Genomic DNA, 24,622 nt, shown 5'->3' on the forward strand with positions numbered 1-24,622 from the left:
CCTCTGCGCACGTCGGCCGACCAGCCGAGCCCCCGCGCGATGCCCGTGACGGTGAGGTCGTGGTCCTCGGCGTGGCGGCGGACGTAGCGCCGGATCTAGGCTTCGACCAGGTATCACCATCGCAAATCAGTGGAACCCCGACGGCACTCCGCGCTCCGGGCCCGAGCACGACCCCGTCATCGCCGGCCTTGCCCAGCTCCCAAGATGATCTTCACCGGCCAGATCCCGTCGTGGTTCCACCCGTCGCCAGCGCAGGCGCCGATCGGTCCGTTTGGGCGACAAGGTAGCCGTCCCGGCCAGGTTCGACGGCGAGCGGCTCGGACCGGGCACGCCAGATCGCCGTGAGTCTGAGGCACAGACAAAGCCGGTACGGAGCGCCTACGCAGTCAGGTTGGCGACGGTCAATGCGGCGATCTTCTGCGCAGCACCGCAGGGATCGTGCTGCCACGGACCTGCTTCGGGCTGGTCGGCGGTGGCGGCGTTGATATAGGCGAGGGTGCTGTTGTCGGCGGCGAGTGCCAGGGTGCAGCCGCGCGGCCCATCGGCCTGCTTGCTGGGGACGTTCTCGTCGATGGAGACGATGACGGCCGGGTAGATGGTCTCGACGGTGATCGGCTCCCAGTGGTTGCCGGTGTCGTGGCCCAAGGCGTGCTCTTGATACAAAATCTGCAAGCTGTCGCCCCGGTTCGAGGTGCTGACGTTGGCGACGGCGCCGAACTTGGTGACACACCGGTTCCCGTCGCGGCTGCGTTCACCGCCGATGAAACCGAGGGCACTGAGCTGCTCGACGGTGACCGCAGCGCACGGATCAGCGCGGAACCGGCCCGCCCCGCTCATCCCGACCCCGGGGATCGGCGGGACCGACACCGACGGCTCAGCCGGATTCGGCGGGCGGCTGGGTGAGCAGCCGGCGGTCAACCCCGAAATCACGAGGGCGGCGATGACGGCGCAGAGGGTGCGGCGTTCGGTCATGAGTGGGTGGCTCCGGGCTTGACCTGCCAGCGAGCGGGGTCGTCGATGACGCTTGTGCTGTCGCCGATGTCAGGCAACTCGGCGAAGTTGGCTTCGATGATGGACAGCTGAAGGCGGTTACCGATCTGCTTGCCGATGTCGGTCATCATCCCGCCGAGCAGCGTCAGGCAGTCGGTCCAGAAGGTCGCGAACGCGGAGTTGATCGCGTCGGCGACGTCCTTGAACCCGATGACGGCCAGCGGAGGCATGACAGTCGATGTCGCGATCGCGATGCCGATCTTCCCGCCGAGCTGGGCGAGGTTGATGGCGCATTTGCCGATGGTGGTGAGCAGGTTCTTGTAGGTGTCGATGATCGTCTGGGCGATGGAAGACATCGTGTTGGTCAGGCTGATCAACGAGTTCTGGTTCTGCCCCAGGACGGTCACGGCCTTGCCCGCGTAGCCGTTGAACTGATCAGCGGCGTCACCGTGCCAGGCTTTCGACAGGGTCAGCTGCGCGTCGGTAAGCTTGCCGGCAGCGTCTGACAGGGACGATTCGTTGGCGAACCTGTCGGCGAGCTGGAGGACCTTGCCGATGTCACCGGCGATGAAGACGCGCAGCTTGTCCAGCAAGGTGACGATGCCGTGGGCGCCGATGAACTCGGCCCAGTAGCGGATCGTCGCGTCGGCGTCGGCAGGGTAGGGCTTGCCCGCCTGGGGTGGCGTGACGGGTGCCGGCGGGCCCGTCGTCCACGGCGTCCACGGCATGTCGCTCACCGAAGGCCTCCCCCGAGTTTCTTGAGCCGCTCGTACTCGGCGGCGTCCTGCTGTTCGTAATAGGAGGCAGCCGTCTGCAGAGCCCGGGCCAGGCGCTGCAGAGTCTCGGCGTTCTTGGCCGATACCCCGCGGATGGTCTCGATGGCCCGGTTGTACTGCTCGGCCGTTCCCGCGCCGTGGACGTTGGGCATGATCGTCGTCAACGTCCCAGGCAAGCCCAGATCGAATTCGCCGAGCAGGGTCCCGGCGAGATCCGTCTGGGCGAACGTGGTGACCAGGTCGGCGGCGCCGGCGACGTCGTCGGCGGCTTTGCGCAAGGCTTCCGGATAAACCCGGTAACCGCGGCCGGAGATGTCGTTGGGGTCGAAGCTCATGCCAGCCCCGTTTCGGTGACGGCCGCGGCGACGGTGTCGCCGCGTTGCTGATCGGCTCGGTGTTCGGCGTCCCGGATGCCTTGTAGCAGGGTGCGGGCCAGGGCGTCGGCGGAGTACTGGTGCATCTCGGTGACGTCGAGGGTCACGGCGGTCAGTTCGCCGGCGCCGGACACCGTCACCGAGCCCAGCTCGCCCGGCAGCGGCCACTGCAGCGACGCTTGTTCGGCTCCGCGGGCGGTCTGCGTGACCGCGGCCACGGCGGTGTCGATTTCCCGCGCGAGGTTGTATAGCTCGTCCTGGTAGTTCACCAGCGTCCCCGTTCCTCGTGCTCGTCGTTGTCGTCGGTGAGGAAGTCGAGGTTCTCGAAGTTCTCCTCCTCGACCTCCATCCGATGGGGCCGCGCGGACGCCGACGGCGAGGCTGGGCCGGGTTCCACACGGTCGTCGTGGGCGGGGCCGACCCAGTGGTCGACGGCGACGTCGCCCGGTGGCGGGACGGGAGCGGGCTGCCACGCCTGGTCCTTGTCCAGGACGGCGCGCATCTTCACGGCGGCGACGGTGCTGGCTTGCCGGCGGGCGGCTGCCACGGCCGCGACGACGTCGGGCCCGACGGTGTGCGGGTGGGGGCCGCGCACCGCGGCGGTACTGATCGTGAGGTCTATGAGACGGCCGTGGCCGCTCACGGTCGCGGTCACCGCACCGTCGCGGGACTGGCCGGTGAACCGGACCCGGCCGAGTTCCTCATCGAGTGCTGCGGCTTGCTGCCGCATCACGCCTGCGTTGAACACCACGTCGGTGTCGCCTCCCCACGTTCCCGACACGCAGTTCGCGAGGTCAGGACCTGCGGCCGTCACTGGTGGTCGCAGGCTGGTGACCCCACGCGGGTCAGGGTAGCTGATCGAAGCTCGTGTTGATGGGCCGTACCCGTTACTCCGCGCTGACAATGGCGAGCAGCTCGACATCGCCTGCCCTATCAGGCCTCCCCTACTGGCAAGACCCGATCATCTGCGTTCTCACAGTGCGTAGGTCCGAAGATCGCACCCCGAGACGCACGAATCGCCTGTCAAATGGTCGGCCGCCTTGACGACCGTAGAGGCGCCGCCCTCGCGCTCCACCTGGGGAAGGATCAGCTATCGGCGGCTACCGCGCGCAGTGCGCTGCCCCTCGTCGACAACGACTCGGCAGCCTACCGGCCGTTAGGCGTCGAACGTCGCCGACACCTGCCATCTAGTGCACGTCATCGCGGTCGTCGACGCGAGCGCGCCCGCACCGCGGCGGCTGACAGCTCAACAGACCGGCGCCGACGATGTTTCCGCTGACGTGTCAGAATCGTCTGATCGTGCAGCCCGGGCCTAGCGCTCCTTCGCCGAACAGCTCCGTGTCCTTCCCAACCCACACGGTGAGACCTGACCGCCGGGCTAGCGGACTGAGATCAGCCTGTCCTGGTTCGCCGAGCCACAGGCGCTGCAGAAAATTCAAGCCTGACAGGAAGCTTAAATCTGACGGCTGGTAAATGCCGAGGCGAAGTTCTCGCAGACCGATCAAATGAGTCAGAGGTGCCCAATCCGCGACCGGGCAGCGATGTATCTCCAAGCGCGTCAACGACTCTGACCATCGGGTGAGCTGGGAGATGTCTCGTAGATCGTCGCAGCCTTCGAAGCCCAGCGTCTCGGGGGCAACGAGGAACGATAGTGGAGATAGGTCGTACAGGTGATCGACATAGAGGAGGTCCAGCCAACGCAACTGTCCCCCCAACGGGGCCAGATCTGCCAACTGCTCTGGCTGCGCGATATAGCTCAGCTCCAGTCTCCACAATTTCGCGAGCTCGGCCAATTGATCCCATCCGTGCGTGGTGACCTCAGCGGTCAGCCGGGCCAGGCTTGGAACTTTAGCGAGAGGTGACACGTCGAAGGACGACCACGGAAACCGGACGTCTGGATCGAGCAGGGCGAGGTGCTCCAGCGGAGTGCCAGCGAGCGACTCCATGTCGAATCCCGCTCCGTCTGAGACCTGCAGTTCGCGCAATTGAGGAAAATGTCGGACGAATTCAAGCGACCCGTGACCGTCGCCGAAATTGCAAGTGAGTGAGCGCAAGTAGCGCAGATGCTCCATACCGGCGAGCATCGCCGGGTCCGACACACTGATGAGCCAGTCATCGAGAGGGCTGTCAGCGAGCACACGCTCGGCGAACTCTGCGGGGTCGAACCTCACACGTGCCTTCACGAGCTCTGCCACCACTGCGGGGTCCGTCTGCCCGCGGTAGTGCGTCAACAGCTCCATGGCAACGGGCCCGCCGATCAACGCGGCAGCGCGCACAGTCGCTGCGGCAACCTCCGGCTTTTCCGGGACAGGCCCGGCGAGCAGATCGAGCACGAACTCGCCCGCCGCGGCCAGTTCCTCGGCGATGTCGAACGCCTGCGGCGGTACAACATACGAGGTGCGGAATTTGATCGCCAAACGCAGCTCGGGATCGAGTTCCGGGGAGGTCTCCAGACAGGCGAGAGCGACCAGACCACGTTTGAGATCGTCCGGATCCTCAACATCGGCGCGACTGCGGCCTGAAGCCAGGATTTGCTTGATCAGCGTCGTCCGCTGCTCGAGGTGGGCGTGCCCCGCCGCCATGACCACGACGTCACGCCAGTCGTCCCGGTGCGCGTTCTCCACCAGCGAGCCGATGTCGTCTTCTTCTACCGCTGCTTTCGCCGCGAGGTAGTCGCCGAACGATCGGTGCACGAAGTCGATCCGGCCGGGCGTCGGTTCGCGCAGCACGCCACCACGGTCGAGCAGGTGACGGAACACCTGGTGCGGCGTGGCGTCGATCTGTCCCATCGACGTCAGTTTCGCCGCAAGCCGGGCCTCGGCGTCTTCAGCCGGGACGTCGGTATGGCCGTTGCGGACCATCCAGTAAGCGAGGTAGCGCAGCAGGACCTGTTTTTCAGTTAAGGACAGCTGGATGTCGGGTTCGACGCGGCGTTCGACGTCGCGGCGTTCCAGCAGCATGCGCAACGCGACGTCGTAGAGCTCCATGCGGTTGTGTGGCAGGTGGCCGTTGCGTGTGTGATGTAAGGCGCAGAGTAGCGCGCACAGCAACGGGGTCTCGGCGAGGCGCCGCAACGCGGACCGCGCGCCGATGGCTGCAATCAGGGCGTCGCGACGGTCAGTGACGGCATCGTCGGCCGGCATCGCGGCGTGCCAGCGGGCAACGAACGTCCGGACGTCGCGCGGTGTCATCGGCTGCAGCGTCACTTCGGTGAACGCCTCCGCAGCCAGCCAGTCCCGCTCGACGGCCGCCGGCCGGGTCGTGACGACGTACCGGGCCCGTGGGAACGCGCTGATCAGCTCGCTCAGCCACGTCCGGATCTCCGACCGGCGTTCGGCCGCCAGCTCATCGATCCCGTCCACCAATACGACAGCCTTACCGCTGCGCAGGCGTTGCTGCACCCAGTGGGGCGGCATTTCATCGGCGATGTGCCGGCCGACCTCATCGAGGAAACGCTCAGGTGTAGGAAGTTTCGTGTCAGTAAAACGACGCAGCCGCAGCAGGAACGGCTCAAGCTCATCCCAACCGGCTACGTTGATCAGCTGCTGGCTCGCGCATTGCACGGCCAGCCACTGCAGCACGGTCGTCTTGCCGGAGCCGGCTTCACCACGTAGCAAAATCCGGGAGGCGAGCGGCAAAACCTGTTCGATCCGGTCGACCGGCGGGCCGCTGTGGTCGGCGCTCACGCTCAGGCTGAGGTAGGCGACCGACAGCCGGTACATCCGCGTCGGTCCGGCGAGGTCGGCGCCGAACAGCTCCATCCGGTCCAGCGCCGCCACTACCTGCCGGCGGAAGTCCGCGGCGAAGTCGTCCGGGTGGCGGCGCTCCGGCATGGACGCCAGCACGCTCCGGACCGTCTCGAGGATCTCCGTCCCGCGACGCAGGATCTGAATCAGTGCGCCGGGTTGGAATCGGGGCAGGGTGGTGGTCACCTGAACCAGGTACGCGCAGCACTCACGCAGGATCCGGTGGTATAGCTCAGCTGCATCGGTTGAGAGCAGGAACTCGCGTGGGACCCCGGGGACCGTGCGGCGCAGGTAGCGGTAGAGGAACCCTGCGTCGAGGTCGGTAGCGAACAGGTCGTCGTCTGTCAGCGCGGCGCGTTCGAATGTCTCGCGCGCCGCGTCCACAGCCGCGGCGCGTTCGTTGTCTGGCAGTCCCCGGAACTCGACGTCGAGGAACGACAGGATCCGGTCGGCGACGCGGTCCTCGAGGTTGGTGAACAACAGCTTCAGCTTGCGGCGGTCGTTGAGACCGGTGACCTGCTTCTCCAGCAGGTCGAACACCTTTGCTGAGGCGTCGGCGGCGATCGGACGGTCACCGAGCCAGATTTTCGTGGCGGCCTTCATCACCGCGGTGGTCAGCGCGATCGCCGAGGCTTCGAGGCTCACCGCGTTCAACCTAGCCGAGCCTCTCGGTAGGTAGCGCCAGACACGCCCTTCCTAGCCCTGGGTCGCGGGCAGACGCCAGTGGAACCGACGTGGATGCCGACCGCCGCGGGCATCCGGCGGCACTTCGCGGCTGGCTCGGCGCCAAGGGCGCCGGCGCTCTGGTCGCCTGCATCCAGACGAAGGACCGATAAACTGATCGGGCACCTCTTCGCGGAGGAACGCCCCCGGGTAGCTCCCGGGGGCACGCGGAGAGGCCTACTCCGCGAACCGAGGTAGCACGATGGCCGAGACATTCGGCGACGCGCTGCGCCGTCTGCGTACGGCGAGCGGCTTGTCGCAACGCCAGTTCGCATCACGCGTGCCCGTCTCCCAAGCAACGCTGTCCCGCTACGAGTCCGGCCTTCAACACGCCGAAGAGAGCACGGCCGCCCGGCTGGACGACGTCCTCGGCGCCGACGGCGAGTTGCTCGCGCTGTGGTCCCCGCTCGACGTGGGCCCGCTGGACGCCGACCAGCGTGACCGCATCGCCTACAGCGTGCGATTCCCCGGCAGGATCGACGAGGCCGCGATCGCCGCCCTGGCGGACAGCCTCGCTGCCCAGCGGCGCCTCGACGACGTGCTGGGCCCGGTCCCTCTGATCCCGGCGTCGCTGGCGCAGACCGAGATGGTGGGCGACCTGCTGAAGGAGGTGAACGGTCCGCTCAGGCTGCAGCTGGCGGGTGTTGCGTCCGAGCACGTCCAGTTCGCCGGATGGCTGCACGCCGAAGCTCGTCGGGACGCTCAGGCCGTGCGGTTGCTGGAGCAGGCCGAGGGCCTGGCCGATGAGGCCGAGGACGGCACTCTCGCCGCGCAGGCGCTGAACTTCCGCGGCTATCTCGCCCGGCAGCAGGGCCGGCCGCGGGCGATGATCCGTGGGTTCCTCACCGCTTACCACACCCCAGGCGCGCACATCGCCCAGCGAATCGGCGACGCGATTCAGGCCGCGCAGGGCTATGCGAAGATCGACGAGCGGGACGAGGCCCTTCGGTTGCTCGACACCGCGGACGGGATGATCGACGAGTCCGCACGCGACGAGCCGCCGGCCACGGCGTACTGGCTGACGCCCACGTTCCAGCGCCTGAACAGCGGGCTCGCACATCTCGCGCTCGGTGATCACCCGGTGGCCGTCGACCACCTGCGAACCGGTCTCGGCAACCTCCCGCAGGACCAGCAGGGCGCCGAGTGGACGAACGAGTACCGCGACGGACTCGATCAGGCGAGCGCCGCGAGCTGATTCAGGTGATGCGCATCAGCACGCGCATCACTCAACCCCTTCACCAGCCGCGATGGGACGTCCGATGATTCAGGCGTGACGGCGCGTGACGGTGACAGGCCCTCCCCGACGAGGGCCGACAGGAAACCCGGCCAACTTCTGCCGACCGGGCCACCGACAAACCCCCGCCCTCCGCGCCGTCACCCACCACCAGCGAGGACGAGTGCACCCCCGAGGTGGATGCCGCGTTCCGTCAGCTCAGGCGCCCGCGCAAGATCGGCGAGCCACTCTCGAAGGCCGACTCCGCCGCCGCGAAGAAGGTCAACGCGGCGTACTGGCCGAGGTTCCGCGCGCCCCGCTCCTTGCCGAAACGGTGGCGATGACCGCCATCGACGAGCGCCCCTTCACGCGGCTGGAGCTGCTTGCTCCCGGCGCGCGGTGGGCGTGGCACGTCTTAGACGCGGACGGACGCGCCCACCTCTACCTCGTGGCCGAGCTCGCCAACCGCCGGCTTGACCTGCTGCGGCCGTGGTGCCTGCTCGGGCCCGGGTATCCGCTCGAGCACGCTCGGCGCGAGATCGGCCTGCGCTGCGAAATCGACGCTCGCGGAGTGCTCCCGCCCCGCATCCGGGTGTGCCCGCCGTGCGCGACGCACACGTGGGCGCGAGTTCCGCACCCACGTACCGGCACCAACGTCACTGGAGGCTTCGCCGGTGACGTCTTCCAGGTGGTGACCCGCTGTGCCTACCCATGACCACGACGCCTGCCGCGACGCAGGCGACGACCTGATCAAGGCCGGGGCGCGGCTGCTGCAGCGCTGGCGCGTCGCTACGGCAGTCCGGCCGGACCCGGCGACGGTCACCGCCGACGCCGCCCGCGAGCTACGCATCATCCTCGCCATGGCCGAGCGGCTGGCCGCCTTCCCGGACGACGCCGCCGTCGACATCATGGGGCTCGCTGACCACTGCCAGTACGTCGCCGCGCGGCTCTACCTGGCCGCGGTCGCACTCGAGCCCGCCCAGGTGATCGACGCGCTCATCGACGCCCCGACGGCGCCGTGATGCACGCAGATGCCCGTCGAGCCCGGAGTGTCCCGATGACCGTCAGGCTGAGCGTCCAACGCGCGCCGCTCCCGCTGAAGTTCACGTGCAAGGCGTGCGGCACGCCGGTCCACCCCGACGCCCGGAAGTGCAGCACGTGCCTGGCGAAGCTGACCGTGTACGTCCCGCCGTGCCGCCGGGCGCCGGAACGCGGCGCTGGGAAGCCGACGTGAGCCCGGACGAGGTGGTGGAGGTGTGCCGCCGGTACGAGGCCGGCGAGACGATCAACGCGATCATGGCGTCGATGCCGCACAGCTACCGGCAGGTGCGCAACACGCTCATCGCCAACGGCGTGCAGCTGCGCCCACCCAAGATCCAGCTTCCGCCGATGCCACCCGGCATGGAGGCCAGGTACCGCGAGGGCGCCACGATCCGTCAGGTCGGCGCGATCTACGGGCACAGCTACGGCCAGGCCCGCAAGATGCTGATCGCCGAAGGTGTGCCGCTGCGCCGAAGCGGCAAGCCGAGCTGAAAACTCCCGGCCGACCCGCGGCCGCGCCGCGCACCGCCAACATGACCACCAAAACGCACTCCGCACCTGAACGGAACCGCTCGAACCATGCCCGAATTCATCGTCCGGCCGGCAGTCATCGCGCTCGCCGGCGGCCTGCGCGAGGCCCGTCACGGCACCACCTTCAGCGTCCGCCAGCTCGCCGACCGACTCGGCCTGCACGCCGGCGAACTGTCCGCCTTCGAACTCGGCCAGCGAACACCGAAAGACACCACGGTCGCGCACATTCTCGGATACCTGCAGGTTCCACCAGCCGACCACCAACGACTCATGAAACTCGCCGCACACGTCCGCCACAGCGACCTCGTCACCTCCACAGACCACGAGGCAGACGTACTACGCGCAGCCTACGAACAGCACTCAGCCCACGTGCTCGAATGGTCACCCATGGTGTTCCCCGAAGCGCTGCGGACAATCGCCTACTCCTGCGCACTGCGGGAGACCATGCCTCCCGACCACCAGCGCGACATGCGATCCGTTGCCGCACCGTCACTTCAGCACACGTCGTCGACCTCGCGACGAACGCGCTACACCTATCTGATCGGGGAGGCCGCGACACGACCCGGCATCTGCACCCCAGCCGAACTGCGCGCTCAGATCGCCGCTGCAACAACTCCGGCCAAGCGCAACGTGTCCTTCGTACCCGCAGCACGATGCGCACCTGGCCTGCTCGAACCGTTCGTCGTCTACGAAGGCGACGACGGTGACGCATTCGCGGTCGCAGTGCAACACGTCAAGGGCAGTGCGTTCTTCACCCACGAAGCCACCGTTGAGACCTACAGCAGCCTCGTGCGCTCACTGCAAACCCAAGCGGAACAATGGGTACCACCCGGAGGATCGGTCTCACGCAGTAACGCGACCTTCTCGCCGGCCTCGACCGGTTCCGGCGGCCTGCTGACGCCGACGGGGCAACAGGGAATGGCGTGAACCGCGATGGAGGGGCCGAACGTCCGGCCGATGGCCGGGGTGATTCTCGCAGCGGACAGCCCGGCCGGGCGGGCCGCCGAGGCGATCAACGACCTGGCCCGGCACCTGCCCGAGCCCGGGGCGCCAGCGGTTTGCCCTACACGCGCAGGCCGGTTCTGGCCCTGCACCTACTTCCACGACGCCGCCCGTCGCGTACACACCGCGCGGCTGCGGGTCGGCGAGTGTCGCTCGACGACATGCGCGCGCTGTTCCGCCGGTAGAGCCCTCGTGGCGTACCGCATCGAGACGGACCCGCGCGTCCTCGACCAGATCTGCGCGCTCCCCGACGACCTTCTGCCCGAGCTGGCCGCCGTGTACGACGTCCTCGAGCTGGTGCCGTGGAACGGCGCGCCGAACAACGTCGCCAAGCCGAAGTCCCCGATGCGCGTGATGGCCTTCGCCGAAGGTCGCGGTCTGGTGACCTAAGCGATCCGGCGCCCCGGCACGACTTTCCGGTCCGGAAAGTCGCGGTAGGTCAGCCTTACCCCTGCGGAACAAGATCCACGAGAGCTAGCTCGCGGCGCCCGCCAGCCGATTCACCGCTGCATGTGCCGACGGGCAGACTCCATGAAGCTCTTGATCGAGTCGTCCGGCGCATCCACGGCGTCATCGATCGAGCCAGGCCCAGTTCGATCGGGCGCCTGATGATTCTCGCGGACCCCGTAGTCGGCGTTGCGGACATCGTGAGAGAGGTCAGCAACATGTCTTGGGCCGCTCAGTTGAAACACGTTAGCCAGCCGAATGATCTCATCACGAGCCTGCCAGTAGTCCTTTTCGGCCGTCCGAAGGTCGTCTGCGTCGACCTCATTGCCACCATTGACCTTTCGGTGAAGACGGTTGATCTGAAGGGACCGGGGTCGTGCTTTGACCGCAGCCTCGACGAAGCTCGTGCATCTCTCCATAAGCAGTTCACGCGCACGAGCCCGTCGGGCGGCGGCCAACTTGATCGGCTCGAGTACCGATCCCATCACGACACCGCCAAGCGACGCTACCGCCGCGACGAGCGCGACACAGATAGTGCTCATACGTCCAAGACTGGCGTTCGAGACGCGAAACCGCCAGGTGATGCGGCGGCCCGACGTTCGTCCACCAGGACGTGCTGGACAAGGCGTGGGTGCACGGCCTTGGCCGGGAGCCTTGGTAGGCCCACACGGTCAAGGGTGATTCCTCGACCGACGGTAACGACCGCGCCGCGCTCTCCCCTCTAGCCGACTGTCGCACCCCGAGCACCGACACCGTAGGGACCGACAATGTCACCCAGCTCGAAGGCCGCAGCGCGTGATCACACTCGGCTTGAGGCCCGCCGAATGGCCAAGTTCGATGTCGCGCGGCCACGAGAGTGACCAGAATGCCTGTCGGATGACCAACTAGCTTGTCGCTCTGTCGAGCGACAGTGCAACTGGCCTGCCGCGGCGCGGTGAGCTGGAACAGGCCAGGTAGTTTGACGCGACCGACGGAAGTTCGCGTCAGACTACTTGGCCCATTTCATATCGGGCTCTCGCTAGAGAGCAGGCTAGCTGCCGAGTTGGTCGTGCCAACCTCAGGTAGCTCCGGCCCCCGGACCCGCCCCGGCCACCTGCCACCTCGCTAGGCGTCGGGCGCCCCGTGACCCATGCAGGTACGTCGGCCATTGGTCACATAGTGGACAGTTTCTATCCACCGCGGGTGCTGGGGCGGGCGTTTGTGCTCCTGATGGGGCATCCTGATCATCGGCAATCGACCAGTGCGGAACAAGGTGCGGATGGGAGCCGCTGTGGGTCAGGTGTTCATCAACTACCGCAGTGACGACAGCCGCAGCATGAGCGAGCTGCTCGACCGGGACCTCACCGCAGCCTTCGGCCGCGAGCAGGTCTTTCTGGACTGCTACTCCATCTCGCCCGGCGCGGACTATGTCGAGGAACTGCTGAACCGGGTTCGAAGTTGCCGAGTGCTGCTGGTCGTCATCGACCGGGATTGGCTGACCCTCACCACCCCGGCTGGAGGACGGCGGATCGACGACCCGGCCGACTGGATCCACCGCGAGATCACCGAGGCGTTTGCGGCCGGGGTGCGGGTCGTCCCGGTTCTAGTCGGCGACGCCATGCACCCACTCGAGGACGAGCTGCCCGCCGGCATCCGGGCCCTGGCGCGCTGCCAGGGCGTCCGGGTGCGCCGCAAACGCACCCGTCTCGACATCGGCGCACTGGTCCACCAACTCCGTGAGGTCGAACCTGCACTAGGCACCTCATCGTCGAGCGCCTCGGACTCGGCGGCCACCGGCACCAGCGCTCCCGGGTCGCGAGGCGTGAACATTACCGGCGGCGTGCACGGCACTGGAGCAGGAATCACGATCGGCGCGGCCACCGGCGACCACTTCACCATCGGCACACCACCGCCTTCTGCGCAGCAGCCGCACCACCCTCGCTAGCCGACGCGGACCACGGGCCCACCACGTCGGCGGCCGACCCGCCCCACCCCGGCACCACCCCGGACGCCGGCACCGCGGTGACCACGAGCATCCACGGTGACCTCGTCGCCACCGATCACGGTGCCGCCGTCGGTGTGGTGCACGGCGACCTGAACCTGCACCCGCCACCACCGCGACCCGCGCCGCCCATCCCGCGGCAGCTGCCCGCCGCACCGGGACAGTTCACCGGCCGGACCGCGGAACTGGCCCGCCTGGACCGCGCCCTCACCGACGCCCCTGCACCGCAGGGACCAGGCACCGACACGCGGGAAGCGACCACCGCAGCCTCCACCGCCGGCCCGGCAGGTGCGGGGGCGACGGTGCTGGTCTCGGCGATCGGCGGTGCCGGGGGCATCGGCAAGACCTGGCTCGCCCTGGCCTGGGCACACCGGCACCTGGATCGGTTTCCCGACGGGCAGCTGTTCGTCGACCTGCACGGCTTCAGCCCCACCGGCGAACCGGTGCAGCCGGCGGCAGCGGTGCGCCGGTTCCTCGACGCCCTAGGCGTCGAGCCCGACCGCATCCCCACCGACCTCGACGCCCAAGCCGAGCTTTACCGCAGCAAGGTGGCCGGGCGGCGAATGCTCATCGTGCTGGACAACGCCGCCACCAGCGACCAGGTCGCCCCCCTGCTGCCCGGCTCACCGTCCTGCACCGTGCTGGTCACCGGCCGGCACCGGCTGGACTCGCTGATCGACCGGCACGGCGCCCGCCACCTGCCCCTGGACGTCCTGTCCCCCGAGGAGGCCCGCGGCCTGCTGACTGCCCGCCTGGGCGCCGACCGCGTCGCAGCCGAACCCGAGGCGGTGGACGAGCTGATCGGGCTGTGCGGGGGCCACCCGCTGGCGTTGTCGATCACAGCGCGCACCGCCGGCACCCGCCCCGACATCGCGTTGGCCGAAGCCGCCGCCGAACTGCGCGACCTCGGCCTGGAGGCGCTCGACCACGACACCGACCCGGCCGCCAGCCTGCCCACCGTGCTGTCCTGGTCCCTGCGCTACCTCACCGACACCCAGCGCACCGTGTTCGCGTTGCTGGGCATCGCCCCCGGCCCCGACACCACCCCACCCGCCACCGCCGCCCTCACCGGCCTGCCCGCCCGCTCCGCCCGCCGGACGCTGAAGGGGCTGGAGAACGCCTCGCTGCTGGAACTGCGACCCGGTAGCCGCTACGCGATGCACGACCTGATCCGCCGCTACGCCACGGACATCGCCCACACCACCCTGACCGAGGAGGTGCGGGACGCGGCCCTGACCCGGGTGGGGGACTTCCACTTGCACACCGCCCACGCCGCCGCCCGCCTCCTGGAACCCCACCGCGTGCTCGTGCGACCCGAGCCGCCGGCGCCCGGCGTGCACCCGCACCCGCTGCCCGACACCGCCGCGGCGCTGGCCTGGCTGGACGCCGAGCACGCCACCCTGCTGGCCACTCAGCGCACCGCCGCCACTCTCGGCCACCATCACACCGTCTGGCACCTGGCCTGGAACCTGACCGACTTCCACCTACGGCGGGGACACCGGCACGACACGGTCACCACGTGGCAGGCCGCACTGGAGGCCGCCGACCATTTGCCCGACCCCGCCACCCGCAGCCGCACCCACCGGCTCCTCGGCTTCGCCTGCTCCCGGCTGGGCCTGCACGAGCAGGCCACCACCCACCTGGAGCGGGCCCTGGACCTAGCCGTGGGCTACCACGACCCCACCGAACAGGCCCACACCCACCGGGCACTCGCGATCGCCTGGGAACGACGGGGGGACGACCGGCAGGCCCTGGAGCACGCTCACCACTCCCTCGACCACTACCGCGCCCTCGACCAGCCGGTATGGGAAGCCGGCGCGCTCAACCAGGTGGGCTGGTACGCCGCGCGCCTGGGCCGGTTCGACACCGCCCGCGAGCACTGCCAGGCCGCCCTCACCCTGCACCGCCACAACCACAACCCCGCCGGCGAGGCAGAAACCCTGGACAGCCTGGGCTACATCGCGCACCACACCGGTGACCACCATCAGGCCCTCGACCACTACCACCACGCCCTCACCCTGCGCCGCACCCTCGGCAACACCTACCAGGTCGCGGACAACCTCGACAGCATGGGCCATCCCCACGCTGCCCTCGGCCAGTATGAGCAGGCGCGCGCGGTGTGGCGGGAGGCGCTGGAGCTGTACCGGGACCAAGGCCGCGACGCCGACGCCGAGCGCGTCCAACACCAACTCGACGACCTCGACCACACCTGAACCGCGACGCTGGTAGAAGGCGTCCAGGCTGGAGCCTCTACCGAGCTTGGACCGACGAGTCCTGAGCGCCGCCGCCGGAGGTGGGACGCAGGTCGATGACGGTGACGCCGGGGATCTCGTGCAGCGGGCCGGCCCGCCAGCGGATCCAGCTGCTGACCGCGCCCGCGGCGTGGGCGAACTGCAGCTTCTCCACCCTGCGCGGGTTGTGTGCGGAGTCGATCTCGATGACCAGGTCGGCCCCGTGAGGACACTTCGTAAACCGTTGCCCCTGTCGAGCGATGACTGAGCTGGACAGACCTGAGGCTGACTGGCCTGTCGTTCGACAGAGTTCGACGCGATCTACCGCGCGTCGACCGGATCAGTCGCCGGAGACCTCGGTCCAGACGGGGCGATCGCGGAGCGTGTGCGCTGCGATGATCGACGGGCGTAGTTGCCCGTCCGTCGGCTTGAAGTAGGTCGTGTCATCGGACAACGCGTACCAGCGTCCACCGCCGAGCGACGGCCGCTCTGCGGCCTCGTACACCGTCGCTCCGGTCAGGTCCGGCTCGTCCGCCATACGTCCTCCCCAGTTCAATCTTTCGGCCTAATGGTGCCATCGCGCAGTCAACCACGTTCAGCGCCTCCTGCCGCGCATCTCGTTCAAGCGTGTTGCCCCCATTCACCTGCGGTTACCGCCGTCACGCCGGTTTGTGTGACTGCCGACGCTAGCTGGCACGAAGGCGCTACATCGACCAGGTGTGCGAGGACAGCGCAGACGGCAGATGGCACGAGCTACAGGACTTAGTTGGCACGGAATTCGGCCTGAAGCGTCGATAGGCGCATTCGCAGCTCAAAGTCGCGGGTACCCCGAGTCCTGTCACTGACGTCGGGTTACTCCTGGTGCGCGGTCTGGTATTGCACGTCGGTGACGGGTTCGAGCCAGGTGGTGCCGTCGCCGCCTTCCTCGGGACCTTCGAGCATCGCGAGGTGGCTCATGCAGGTGGTGTTGGTGCCGCCGTGCCAGTGCTCTTCCCCGGGCGGTGTCCAGACCGTATCCCCGGCGCGCATCCGAATCACCTGACCATCGCGGTTGACTACCAAGCCGACGCCTTCGGTGACGTGCAGGGTCTGCCCGAGGACGTGGGAGTGCCAGTTGGTGCGAGCGCCCGGGGTGAACCGAACCAGCGACGCGACCAGCCGCGACGGCGGGGTGGGCGTCTTGATCGGGGTGACGTACACGTCGCCGGTGAACCGTTCGGCGGGAGCGTGGGCGGTGTCGTTGACGGAGCTGTGTTCCATGGTGGGTCCTTTCGGGTGGATCAGGGGCGGAGCAGGGTCTTGATGGCGCGGCGTTCGTCCATCGCCCGGTAGCCCTCGGCGACCTGGTCGAGGGGCAGGTGCAGGTCGAAGACCTTGCCAGGGTCGATGGCGCCGGACTGGATGCGGCCGATCAGGTCGGGCAGGAACCGCCGGACCGGAGCGGGGCCGCCGAGGAGCCGGACGTGAGAGTAGAACAGCTCCTCGCCGGGCAGGGTGACGTCATGGGAGACGCCGACGTAGCCGACCGCGCCGCCGGGACGGGTCGACCGGATCGCCTGCAGCATCGACTCCTGGGTGCCGACGGCTTCGATGGTCGAGTGCGCGCCGAGGCCGCCGGTCAGGTCCTTGACCGCGGCGACGCCGTTGTCGCCGCGTTCGGTGACGATGTCGGTGGCGCCGAACTCGGTGGCGAGCTTCTGGCGAGGCTCGTGCCGGCTCATGGCGATGATCCGCTCCGCTCCGAGCTCGCGGGCGGCGAGGACCGCGAGCAGGCCGACGGCGCCGTCGCCGACGACCGCGACGGTCGAGCCGGGCCGCACGTCCGCGGCGACGGCGCCGAACCAGCCGGTGCCCAGCACGTCGGAGGCGGCCAGCAGGCTGGGCAGCTGGTCGTCGGAGGGCACCTCGGGGGTGGCGACGAGGGTGCCGTCGGCCAGCGGCACGCGCAGGTATTCGGCTTGGGCACCGCCGGCACCGACGTACTCGCGGTGCACGCAGGAGGTGTGGAAGCCGGCGCGGCAGATGTCGCAGGTGTTGTCGGAGGCGAAGAACGAGCCGATGACGAACTGCTCGGGCCGGATGGTGGTGACGTCGCGGCCGGTCTCTTCGACGATGCCGACGTATTCGTGGCCCATCGGGGTGGGCGCGGTGACCGGGTTGATGCCGCGGTAGTCCCACAGGTCCGAGCCGCACACGCAGGTGGCGGACAGGCGGATGATCGCGTCGGTAGGGGCCTGGATGGACGGGTCGGCGCGGTCCTCGAAGCGGATGTCGCCGGGGGCGTGGATCACTGCTCCGCGCATGGGGGTTCTCCTAGCTGATCAGTCGGTAGTGGGTTTAGCGGGCGGTGTAGCCGCCGTCGACCGGCAGGGCGACGCCGACGACGAAGCTTGCGCCGGGGCTGCACAGCCACAGCACGGCCGCGGCCATCTCCTCGGCGGTGCCGAGCCGTCCGATGGGCTGGTCGGCGGCGGCCTGGTCACGGTCGAGGTCGCCGGTGTCGAACATGGCGGTGACCATGGGGGTTTCGATGGTGCCGGGGCAGATGGCGTTGATCCGGATCCCGCGTGGCGCGTACTCGAGCGCGGCGCTGCGGGTCAGGCCGATGACGCCGTGCTTGGACGCGTGGTACGCCGCGCGTCCCGGGAGGCCGACGAGCCCGCCGAGGGAGGAGCAGTTGACGATCGCGCCGGAGCCCTGTGTTCGCATCCAGGCGAGTTCGTGCTTCATGCTCGCCCAGATCCCGCGCAGGTTGATCCCGTTGACGCGGTCGAACGCCTCCGCGGTCTCCTCGGCGGCGTCGGTCACCGGTGCCTGGATGCCGGCGTTGTTGTACGCGACGTCGAGGCGGCCGAACCGCTCCACGGTGGCCGTCACCGCAGCCGCGACCTGCTTCTCGTCGGCGACGTCACACCGCTGGGCCAGCACGCGGTGCCCGGCGTCGCTCAGGTGCCGCTCGGCGGTCTGCAGGGCATCGGTGTTGGCGTCGGCCAGCGTGACCGCGGCGCCCGCTTCGGCGAAGGCGCGTGCGGTGGCCAGGCCCATGCCCGAGCCGGCGCCGGTGACGAAGGCGACCTGCCCGCTGAAGTCGTAGGCCGGGTTCGCCGTCACGAGCGGAACACCCTCTTGGCCACGGCCATGGCCGCCATCGCCTGGGGCCAGCCGGCGTAGAAGGCCAGGTGGGTGAGCGCTTCGATCAGCTCGGCCTCGGTGTTGCCGTTCTCCTTGGCCAGGCCGAGGTGGAAGACGAGCTGCTCGGTGTTGCCGTTGGTCGCCAGCGCGGCGACCGTGACGAGGCTGCGTTCCTTCGGCGTCAGCTCGGTGCGCTTCCACACCTCGCCGAACAGGACGTCGTCGGTGAAGTGCACCAGACCGGGTGCGAAGTCGCCGAACATCTTCTCCGCGCCGGAGGGGGCCCTGTCGGGCATGTCGGGTTCCTTTCGTTGATCTTGATTCAGTGGCGGGTACCCAGCCCCGCGACCGCTACGAGCGCCGCACCCGCGGCGATGGCAGCGGCGAGCAGCAGGCTGATCCGCATCCCCGCCGGGCCGGCCAGCAGCGCACCGAACACGGCGACGGCCAGCGCCCCGCCGAGCTGGCGGCTGGTGTTGAGCACCCCGCTCGCGGTCCCGGCGCGCGCCGGACCGACGGCGCCAAGCAGGACCGCGATCACCGGCGGGATCACCGTCGGCCCGCCCAGCCCGACGAAGACCATCACCACAGCGGTCACCCAAGTGGGAGCGCTCGTGGGCAGGACAGCGAGCACCGTCAGGCCGGCGGTCATCAGCGCTAGCCCGGCCACGACCGCGGGACGGGCGCCCGTGCGCTCGACCACCCGCGGCACGACCGGGGTCAGCACGAGCCCGGCCAGCATCATCGGCAGGAACACCACGCCGGTGTCCAGCGCGCTCAGCCCCCGCTGCTGCAGCACCAGGCTCAGCACGAACGGCATCCCGTAGTAGCCGACCATGAACGCGAACCCGATCACCACCGACGCGACCACGGTCCTGGACCGGACCAGCGCCGCCGGCACAATCGGATGCGCTCCGCGGGCCTCGACCACGGCGAACGCCGCCGCCGCGAGCACTGCCAGCGTCAGGGCGGCCAGCACGGCCGGGTCGGTGAAACCGCGGCGGCCCGCTTCGATAGTCCCGCAGACAAGCGCGGCCATGGCGACGACACCGGTGACCTGTCCGGCCCGGTCGAACGGCACCCGGTGCGTCCCCGAGCGCGTCACCCGGGTCAGCAGGACCAGCGCGACCGCCCCCACCGGGACGTTGACCAGGAAGATCCACCGCCAGCTGACCGAGGTGAGCAGACCGCCCAGGATCGGGCCCGCCGAGGACGCGACGGCGCCGCCCATCGCCCAGATCGCCACCGCCCGGGCGCGCTTCACCGGATCGGGGAACGCCTGGCCGATCAGCGCCATCGACGAGGGCATCACCACCGCCGCGGCGGCGCCCTGGACGAAGCGGAACACGACGAGGGCGGCCAGGCCGGGGGCGAGCCCGCAGGCCAGCGACGCGACCACGAAGCAGCCGATGCCGAGCCCGAAGGCCCGTTTCGCGCCGATCCGGTCGCTCAGCGACCCGGCCGAGAGCAGGAACGCGGCGAAGGTCAGCGTGTAGCCGTCGACGACCCACTGGAGGCCGGTGATGCCGCCGCCGAGGTCGGCACGCATGGCCGGGAGGGCGACGTTGACGATGACCGCGTCCAGCGTGACAACGAAGAACCCGAGCAGCGCTGCGGCCAGGGTTGCGAACGCCGAGGTGGCCGCGGTCCGGGGTGCGGTGGTGATGTCTGCGGAAGTGCTCACACCTCGATGCAACGCCGGTGTCCGTGCGCGCGGCAGGTCGCGTCTTTCCGGGTCATGACAGAACCCCCCTCGCGTTCGGGGCGCGTCGTACCGTGGAGGACGTGAACGCCAAGAGCACCGAGGTCCGCGACTTCCTTCTCACCCGCCGGGCCAAGATCACGCCTGAGCAGGCCGGGCTGCAGCACTACGGCGGCAACCGCCGGGTACCGGGCCTGCGCCGCGAAGAGGTCGCGATGCTCGCCGGTGTCTCTGCCGACTACTACACCCGCGTCGAGAGGGGCAACCTCGCCGGCGTCTCCGACAGCGTCCTGGACGCCATCGCCGGAGCACTGCAGCTGGACGAAGCCGAGCGGGTCTACCTGTTCGACCTCGCCCGGGCCGCCAACGCCACCGGTCGGCCCCGCGCCGCCACCGGGCAGCGCCGCCGATCCACGTACCGCGTCCGCCCAGTCGTGCAGCAGATCCTCGACAGCATGACCACCACGGCCGCGTTCGTCCGCAATGGACGATTGGACATCCTGGCCACCAACCTGCTCGGCCGTGCGCTGTACTCGCCGGTATTCGACAGTCCCACCCGCACCAGCGAAGCCGCCCCGCCCAACCTCGCCCGGTTCCACTTCCTCGACCCCGCGGCCCGCGACTACTTCCCGAACTACGAAGTCTCATCCGCGACGCCGGTGGCGATCCTGCGCACCGAAGCCGGCCGCGACCCGCACAACCGCGACCTGTCCGACCTCATCGGCGAACTGTCCACCCGCAGCGAAGACTTCCGCACTCGCTGGGCCGCCCACGACGTCCGCCTGCACCGCACCGGCACCAAAAGCTTCCGCCACCCGGTCGTCGGCGAACTCACCCTGGACTTCGAAGCCATGGAACTGTCCGCCGACACCAGACTGACGCTGACCGCCTACGCCGCCCGTCCCGATTCCGACTCGGCCGAGCGGCTCCAGCTGCTGGCCAACTGGGCAGCCAGCGTCTCACAGCCGGCCACCCCAGCGAAGTAGCGGTTCGCCTCGCCTAGCCACGTTCCCGAGGAAGCGTCAGTGCACGTGCGCTTCATCCGTCGGACGCGCCAGCCCCGCCCCTCACCGTGCAATCACGAGCCGACCCGTGCGACTTCGGGCAGGTTCGCATCCCCCGACAGCCCGCCGCGCGAGCCGGCCACATCACCAGCTTCAGCGGCTGTCGCCATAGCCACGTGCTGCACGCTCTGCCTAGCACTGACTTCGGCCAGCTCTAATCTGCCAACTGTCCTCTGTAGATGCCAACTATCACCTGTCGTCACAGTTTGACACCGGAGTTCCGATGGCTCAGGATCGGGCGGCGTAGTCGTACTTGCGTTCGAACTGTAGTCGCTGGCTTCCCACAGCGATCCTGGTGTGGTGTGGGAGCTTGTCGTGGCGTTCAACAACCCGAGCGTGCCCTGGTCTGAAGTCGAGCGGATCGCCTCCGGACGCCCGCCGATGCTCGGTGACGGCAGCGACTCGCCGGCCTGGTCACGCAAGCGCGAGGGCTACGCCGGCGCACCGGACGACCTGCGTGACCGTCGCGGCCGCGACGACGGCGGCGAACGCCTCCGCGCTCCTTATGCCGAGCTGCACGTCCACTCCAACTTCAGCTTCCTCGACGGCGCCTCCCACCCCGAAACCCTCGTCGAGGAGGCCGCTCGGCTCGAGCTCGACGCGCTGGTGCTCACCGATCATGACGGGATGTACGGGGCGGTCCGGTTCAACGACGCCGCCCGCGAACTCGGCGTCCGGGTCGGATTCGGCGCCGAGCTCTCGCTTGACCTGCCCGCGCCGCAGGCCGGCGAGCCGGACCCAGCCGGATCGCACCTGCTGGTGCTGGCGCGGCAGCAGGAGGGCTACCACCGGCTCTGCCGCGTCATCTCCCACGCCCAGATCGCCGGCGGCAAGAAAGGCCGTCCGGTCTACGACCTCGAGGAGGTGGTCGACGAGCTGGCCGGGCACGTCGTCGTCCTCACCGGCTGCCGCAAAGGCCCCGTGCGCCGCGCGCTCGCCCAGCACGGCGCCGCCGCCGCGCGGGCCGAGTTGACCCGTCTGGTCGACTGGTTCGGCCACTCCCACGTCGCCGTCGAGCTGATCAACCATCGCCAGCCCCTCGACGACGCGGCCAACGACGCGCTCGACGAGCTCGCCCGCGAGCTGCGGCTGCCGACGGTCGTGTCCAACAACGTCCACTACGCCACCCCCACCGACGCATCGGTCGCCCACGCCGTCGCCGCAGTCCGCGCCCGGCGGTCGGCCGAGGAGCTCGAGGGCTGGCGGCCGCCGTCCGGGCAGGCGTTCCTGCGCTCGGGGATGGAGCAGCGGCGCCGGTTCGAGCGCCGCTACCCCGGCGCCGTCGGCCGGGCCGCGGTGCTCGGGGTCGAGGTGGCGTTCGACCTGCAGCTCGTGGCCCCGGACCTGCCGCCGTTCGACGTGCCCGCCGGGCATGACGAGATGTCGTTCCTGGCCGACCTGACCTGGGCCGGCGCCGCCACCCGATACGGCTCCCGGGAGAAGAACCCGCGGGCGTACGCGCAGCTCGAGCACGAGCTGGACGTGATCAAGCAGCTCGACTTCCCCGGCTACTTCCTTGTGGTGTGGGACATCGTCCGCTTCTGCAAGAAAGCCAACATCCTCTGCCAAGGCCGCGGCTCCGCGGCGAACTCGGCGGTCTGCTACGCGCTCGGGATCTGTCACGCCGACCCGGTGCAGTGGAACCTGCTGTTCGAACGGTTCCTGGCGCCGGAGCGGGACGGGCCGCCGGACATCGACATCGACATCGAGTCCGACCGCCGCGAAGAAGCCATCCAGTACGTCTACGAGAAACATGGCCGGTTCCACGCCGCGCAGGTCGCCAACGTCGTCACCTACCGGGCACCCTCCGCGGTGCGGGACGCGGCGAAGGCGCTCGGGCACAGCCCCGGCCAGCAGGACGCCTACGGCAAGCTCGTCGACCGCTGGGGCGGCGTCGCCGCGACGAAACAGCAGACCGCCGGCGAGATCCCCGCCGACGTGCTCGAGCTCGCCGGGCGGATCGAGGACTTCCCGCGCCACCTCGGTATCCACTCCGGCGGGATGGTGATCTCGAAGCAGCCGGTGTCGGAGATCGTGCCGGTCGAGTGGGCGTCCATGGCCGATCGGTCGATCTTGCAGTGGGACAAGGACGACTGCGCCACCGTCGGCCTGGTGAAATTCGACCTGCTCGGCCTCGGCATGCTCTCCGCGCTGCACTACATGATCGACCTCGTCGCCGAGCACCACGACACCACGGTGGACATCGGCAAGCTCGACCTGGCCGACCCGAAGGTCTACGACATGCTCTGCGAGGCCGACGCGGTCGGGGTGTTCCAGGTGGAGTCCCGGGCGCAGCTGGCGACGTTGCCGCGGTTGCGGCCGCGGAAGTTCTACGACCTCGTCGTCGAAGTCGCGTTGATCCGGCCCGGGCCGATCCAGGGCGGCTCGGTACACCCCTACATCCGGCGCCGCCGCGGCGAGGAGGAGTGGCAGCACGCTCACCCGTTGCTCGCCGGCTCGTTGGATCGGACGCTCGGGGTGCCGTTGTTCCAGGAGCAGGTGATGCAGATGGCCGTCGACGTCGCGAGCTTCACCGGCGCCGAAGCCGACCAGCTCCGCCGCGCGATGGGCGCGAAACGGTCGAGCGCGAAGATGAAGGCGCTGATGGCGCGGTTCTTCGGCGGCTGCGCGCGCAACGGCCTCGACCGCGAACTGGCGACGCGGATCTTCGAGCAGATCCACGCCTTTTCCGGGTACGGCTTCCCGGAAGCGCACTCGATGTCGTTCGCGCTGCTGGTCTACGCGAGCGCCTGGTTCAAGTACTACTACCCGGCCGCGTTCTGCGCCGGGCTGCTGCGGGCGCAGCCGATGGGCTTCTACTCACCCCAGACCCTGGTCGCCGACGCCCGCCGCCACGGCGTGACCGTCCGCGAACCCGACATCAACTCAAGCCTCGCCCACGCCACCCTCGAACCCGACCCCGACAGCACCGGCGGCGTCGCTCTGCGGCTCGGGCTCGCCGGCGTCCGTCATCTCGGTGACGACGTCGCCGAGCAGATCGTCGCCGAGCGCCATGCCCACGGCCGGTACGCGAGCATCGGCGACCTCACCGGCCGCGTCCAGTTGAAGCGCTGCGCTGTCGAATCGCTCGCCACGGCCGGGGCATTCGCCGGGTTCGGCGGCGACCGCCGCCAGGACCTGTGGGCCGCCGGCGCCGCCGCGACCACCCGGCCCGGTCACCTGCCCGGGATCGTGCCCGGGCTGGACGCCCCGGCCCTGCCGGGGATGACGCGGTTCGAGGTCACCGCCGCGGACCTGTGGGCCACCGGCGTCTCCCCCGGCTCCCACCCGGTGCAGTACCTGCGGACGCTGCTGACCGAACGCGGCGCCATCACCACCGCCGAGCTCGCTCAGGTCGAGGATGGAACGCGGGTGTGGGTCGGCGGCGCGGTCACCCACCGGCAGCGACCCGCCACGGCCGGCGGGATCACGTTCCTGAACCTCGAGGACGAGACCGGGATGGCCAACGTGTTGGTCTCGCCGGGGTTGTGGCAGCGCAACCGGTTGGTCGCGCGGGCCAGCTCGGCGCTGCTGATCCGCGGGCAGGTCCAGGCCGCTGAAGGCGTCGTCACCCTCGTCGCCGACCGGATCGAGGCGCTGGACCTGTCCATGGTGACCGCGCCCTCGCGTGACTTCCGGTGACCACCGGGCAGCCTGTCGGCGGTGTCG

25 protein-coding genes are annotated in these 24,622 nt (G+C 69.3%); 11 read left to right on the forward strand and 14 right to left on the reverse strand.

Annotated elements, in window-relative coordinates; translation table 11 throughout:
• Positions 1-378: 378 nt before the first annotated feature.
• From ACZ61C_RS33460 to ACZ61C_RS33485, 6 genes are all read right to left on the reverse strand, one after another.
• The gene (locus tag ACZ61C_RS33460) at positions 379-972 is read right to left on the reverse strand and encodes a DUF3558 family protein (protein ID WP_465311869.1); all 594 of its coding nucleotides are present in this window, start codon (positions 970-972) and stop codon (positions 379-381) included.
• The gene (locus ACZ61C_RS33465; protein ID WP_465312093.1) at positions 969-1,718 is read right to left on the reverse strand and encodes a WXG100 family type VII secretion target; all 750 of its coding nucleotides are present in this window, start codon (positions 1,716-1,718) and stop codon (positions 969-971) included. Before ACZ61C_RS33465 ends, ACZ61C_RS33460 begins: the two co-directional genes overlap by 4 nt.
• A gap of 5 nt (positions 1,719-1,723) precedes the next feature.
• A complete protein-coding gene (locus ACZ61C_RS33470) occupies positions 1,724-2,101 on the reverse strand; it encodes a hypothetical protein (RefSeq protein WP_465311870.1) in 378 nt (125 codons plus the stop codon).
• Positions 2,098-2,409 (reverse strand): hypothetical protein, encoded by a 312-nt coding sequence (locus ACZ61C_RS33475; protein ID WP_465311871.1) that lies wholly within the window; start codon positions 2,407-2,409, stop codon positions 2,098-2,100. The genes ACZ61C_RS33470 and ACZ61C_RS33475 overlap by 4 nt, the downstream gene beginning before the upstream one ends.
• Positions 2,406-2,891 (reverse strand): YbaB/EbfC family nucleoid-associated protein, encoded by a 486-nt coding sequence (locus tag ACZ61C_RS33480; RefSeq protein WP_465311872.1) that lies wholly within the window; start codon positions 2,889-2,891, stop codon positions 2,406-2,408. The genes ACZ61C_RS33475 and ACZ61C_RS33480 overlap by 4 nt, the downstream gene beginning before the upstream one ends.
• A gap of 532 nt (positions 2,892-3,423) precedes the next feature.
• The gene (locus tag ACZ61C_RS33485) at positions 3,424-6,531 is read right to left on the reverse strand and encodes an NACHT domain-containing protein (protein ID WP_465311873.1); all 3,108 of its coding nucleotides are present in this window, start codon (positions 6,529-6,531) and stop codon (positions 3,424-3,426) included.
• Between the two features lie 280 nt (positions 6,532-6,811).
• On the opposite strand from ACZ61C_RS33485, the gene ACZ61C_RS33490 reads away from it, so the two are divergent.
• The 7 genes from ACZ61C_RS33490 to ACZ61C_RS33520 all read left to right on the forward strand — a co-directional run bounded on the left by ACZ61C_RS33490 (position 6,812) and on the right by ACZ61C_RS33520 (position 10,786).
• Positions 6,812-7,804, forward strand: coding sequence for a helix-turn-helix domain-containing protein (locus tag ACZ61C_RS33490; protein ID WP_465311874.1), 993 nt, complete (start codon positions 6,812-6,814; stop codon positions 7,802-7,804).
• Positions 7,805-8,162: 358 nt separating this feature from the next.
• Entirely contained in the window at positions 8,163-8,537 is a 375-nt protein-coding gene (locus tag ACZ61C_RS33495; RefSeq protein ID WP_465311875.1) for a hypothetical protein, read from the forward strand.
• Positions 8,524-8,844, forward strand: coding sequence for a hypothetical protein (locus tag ACZ61C_RS33500; protein ID WP_465311876.1), 321 nt, complete (start codon positions 8,524-8,526; stop codon positions 8,842-8,844). The genes ACZ61C_RS33495 and ACZ61C_RS33500 overlap by 14 nt, the downstream gene beginning before the upstream one ends.
• 35 nt (positions 8,845-8,879) lie before the next feature.
• The gene (locus tag ACZ61C_RS33505) at positions 8,880-9,056 is read left to right on the forward strand and encodes a hypothetical protein (RefSeq protein WP_465311877.1); all 177 of its coding nucleotides are present in this window, start codon (positions 8,880-8,882) and stop codon (positions 9,054-9,056) included.
• Positions 9,053-9,355 (forward strand): helix-turn-helix domain-containing protein, encoded by a 303-nt coding sequence (locus ACZ61C_RS33510; protein WP_465311878.1) that lies wholly within the window; start codon positions 9,053-9,055, stop codon positions 9,353-9,355. Before ACZ61C_RS33505 ends, ACZ61C_RS33510 begins: the two co-directional genes overlap by 4 nt.
• A gap of 87 nt (positions 9,356-9,442) precedes the next feature.
• Positions 9,443-10,321: a Scr1 family TA system antitoxin-like transcriptional regulator gene (locus tag ACZ61C_RS33515; protein WP_465311879.1), complete on the forward strand. Its 879-nt coding sequence runs from the start codon at positions 9,443-9,445 to the stop codon at positions 10,319-10,321.
• Positions 10,322-10,588: 267 nt separating this feature from the next.
• Positions 10,589-10,786, forward strand: a complete 198-nt coding sequence (locus tag ACZ61C_RS33520) for a hypothetical protein (protein ID WP_465311880.1) — start codon at positions 10,589-10,591, stop codon at positions 10,784-10,786.
• 110 nt (positions 10,787-10,896) lie between these two features.
• Here ACZ61C_RS33520 and ACZ61C_RS33525 read toward each other — a convergent pair whose 3' ends face one another.
• On the reverse strand, positions 10,897-11,385 hold the full coding sequence (locus ACZ61C_RS33525; protein WP_465311881.1) for a hypothetical protein: 489 nt from the start codon (positions 11,383-11,385) through the stop codon (positions 10,897-10,899).
• Positions 11,386-12,113: 728 nt separating this feature from the next.
• Between ACZ61C_RS33525 and ACZ61C_RS33530 the strand changes: the two genes are divergently transcribed.
• The gene (locus ACZ61C_RS33530; protein WP_465311882.1) at positions 12,114-12,767 is read left to right on the forward strand and encodes a toll/interleukin-1 receptor domain-containing protein; all 654 of its coding nucleotides are present in this window, start codon (positions 12,114-12,116) and stop codon (positions 12,765-12,767) included.
• A gap of 77 nt (positions 12,768-12,844) precedes the next feature.
• Positions 12,845-15,037, forward strand: coding sequence for an ATP-binding protein (locus tag ACZ61C_RS33535; protein WP_465311883.1), 2,193 nt, complete (start codon positions 12,845-12,847; stop codon positions 15,035-15,037).
• Positions 15,038-15,074: 37 nt separating this feature from the next.
• Here ACZ61C_RS33535 and ACZ61C_RS33540 read toward each other — a convergent pair whose 3' ends face one another.
• The 7 genes from ACZ61C_RS33540 to ACZ61C_RS33570 all read right to left on the reverse strand — a co-directional run bounded on the left by ACZ61C_RS33540 (position 15,075) and on the right by ACZ61C_RS33570 (position 19,871).
• Positions 15,075-15,230 (reverse strand): hypothetical protein, encoded by a 156-nt coding sequence (locus ACZ61C_RS33540; RefSeq protein WP_465311884.1) that lies wholly within the window; start codon positions 15,228-15,230, stop codon positions 15,075-15,077.
• A 165-nt stretch (positions 15,231-15,395) separates the two neighbouring features.
• Positions 15,396-15,593, reverse strand: coding sequence for a hypothetical protein (locus ACZ61C_RS33545; RefSeq protein WP_465311885.1), 198 nt, complete (start codon positions 15,591-15,593; stop codon positions 15,396-15,398).
• A gap of 314 nt (positions 15,594-15,907) precedes the next feature.
• Complete coding sequence (locus ACZ61C_RS33550; protein ID WP_465311886.1) at positions 15,908-16,315, reverse strand: (R)-mandelonitrile lyase; 408 nt, start codon at positions 16,313-16,315, stop codon at positions 15,908-15,910.
• 20 nt (positions 16,316-16,335) lie between these two features.
• Positions 16,336-17,358 (reverse strand): zinc-dependent alcohol dehydrogenase family protein, encoded by a 1,023-nt coding sequence (locus tag ACZ61C_RS33555; RefSeq protein WP_465311887.1) that lies wholly within the window; start codon positions 17,356-17,358, stop codon positions 16,336-16,338.
• A gap of 34 nt (positions 17,359-17,392) precedes the next feature.
• Complete coding sequence (locus ACZ61C_RS33560) at positions 17,393-18,166, reverse strand: glucose 1-dehydrogenase (RefSeq protein ID WP_465311888.1); 774 nt, start codon at positions 18,164-18,166, stop codon at positions 17,393-17,395.
• Positions 18,163-18,483 (reverse strand): carboxymuconolactone decarboxylase family protein, encoded by a 321-nt coding sequence (locus tag ACZ61C_RS33565; RefSeq protein ID WP_465311889.1) that lies wholly within the window; start codon positions 18,481-18,483, stop codon positions 18,163-18,165. The genes ACZ61C_RS33560 and ACZ61C_RS33565 overlap by 4 nt, the downstream gene beginning before the upstream one ends.
• A gap of 26 nt (positions 18,484-18,509) precedes the next feature.
• Positions 18,510-19,871 (reverse strand): MFS transporter, encoded by a 1,362-nt coding sequence (locus ACZ61C_RS33570; RefSeq protein ID WP_465311890.1) that lies wholly within the window; start codon positions 19,869-19,871, stop codon positions 18,510-18,512.
• A gap of 101 nt (positions 19,872-19,972) precedes the next feature.
• Here ACZ61C_RS33570 and ACZ61C_RS33575 point away from each other — a divergent pair, with 101 nt between their 5' ends.
• A complete protein-coding gene (locus tag ACZ61C_RS33575) occupies positions 19,973-20,875 on the forward strand; it encodes a helix-turn-helix domain-containing protein (RefSeq protein WP_465311891.1) in 903 nt (300 codons plus the stop codon).
• 393 nt (positions 20,876-21,268) lie between these two features.
• Positions 21,269-24,595 (forward strand): error-prone DNA polymerase, encoded by a 3,327-nt coding sequence (locus ACZ61C_RS33580; RefSeq protein WP_465312094.1) that lies wholly within the window; start codon positions 21,269-21,271, stop codon positions 24,593-24,595.
• Positions 24,596-24,622: the final 27 nt, after the last annotated feature.

The sequence above is a fragment of the Amycolatopsis sp. NPDC104587 genome, from assembly GCF_055583645.1.

Excerpts from the sequence above, each read along its gene's own strand:
- ACZ61C_RS33460 (WP_465311869.1), bottom strand. The coding sequence starts at position 972 with ATGACCGAACGCCGCACCCTCTGCGCCGTCATCGCCGCCCTCGTGATT.
- ACZ61C_RS33465 (WP_465312093.1), bottom strand. The coding sequence starts at position 1,718 with ATGCCGTGGACGCCGTGGACGACGGGCCCGCCGGCACCCGTCACGCCA.
- ACZ61C_RS33470 (WP_465311870.1), bottom strand. The coding sequence starts at position 2,101 with ATGAGCTTCGACCCCAACGACATCTCCGGCCGCGGTTACCGGGTTTAT.
- ACZ61C_RS33490 (WP_465311874.1), top strand. The coding sequence starts at position 6,812 with ATGGCCGAGACATTCGGCGACGCGCTGCGCCGTCTGCGTACGGCGAGC.
- ACZ61C_RS33495 (WP_465311875.1), top strand. The coding sequence starts at position 8,163 with ATGACCGCCATCGACGAGCGCCCCTTCACGCGGCTGGAGCTGCTTGCT.
- ACZ61C_RS33505 (WP_465311877.1), top strand. The coding sequence starts at position 8,880 with ATGACCGTCAGGCTGAGCGTCCAACGCGCGCCGCTCCCGCTGAAGTTC.
- ACZ61C_RS33515 (WP_465311879.1), top strand. The coding sequence starts at position 9,443 with ATGCCCGAATTCATCGTCCGGCCGGCAGTCATCGCGCTCGCCGGCGGC.
- ACZ61C_RS33525 (WP_465311881.1), bottom strand. The coding sequence starts at position 11,385 with ATGAGCACTATCTGTGTCGCGCTCGTCGCGGCGGTAGCGTCGCTTGGC.
- ACZ61C_RS33545 (WP_465311885.1), bottom strand. The coding sequence starts at position 15,593 with ATGGCGGACGAGCCGGACCTGACCGGAGCGACGGTGTACGAGGCCGCA.
- ACZ61C_RS33550 (WP_465311886.1), bottom strand. The coding sequence starts at position 16,315 with ATGGAACACAGCTCCGTCAACGACACCGCCCACGCTCCCGCCGAACGG.
- ACZ61C_RS33555 (WP_465311887.1), bottom strand. The coding sequence starts at position 17,358 with ATGCGCGGAGCAGTGATCCACGCCCCCGGCGACATCCGCTTCGAGGAC.
- ACZ61C_RS33565 (WP_465311889.1), bottom strand. The coding sequence starts at position 18,483 with ATGCCCGACAGGGCCCCCTCCGGCGCGGAGAAGATGTTCGGCGACTTC.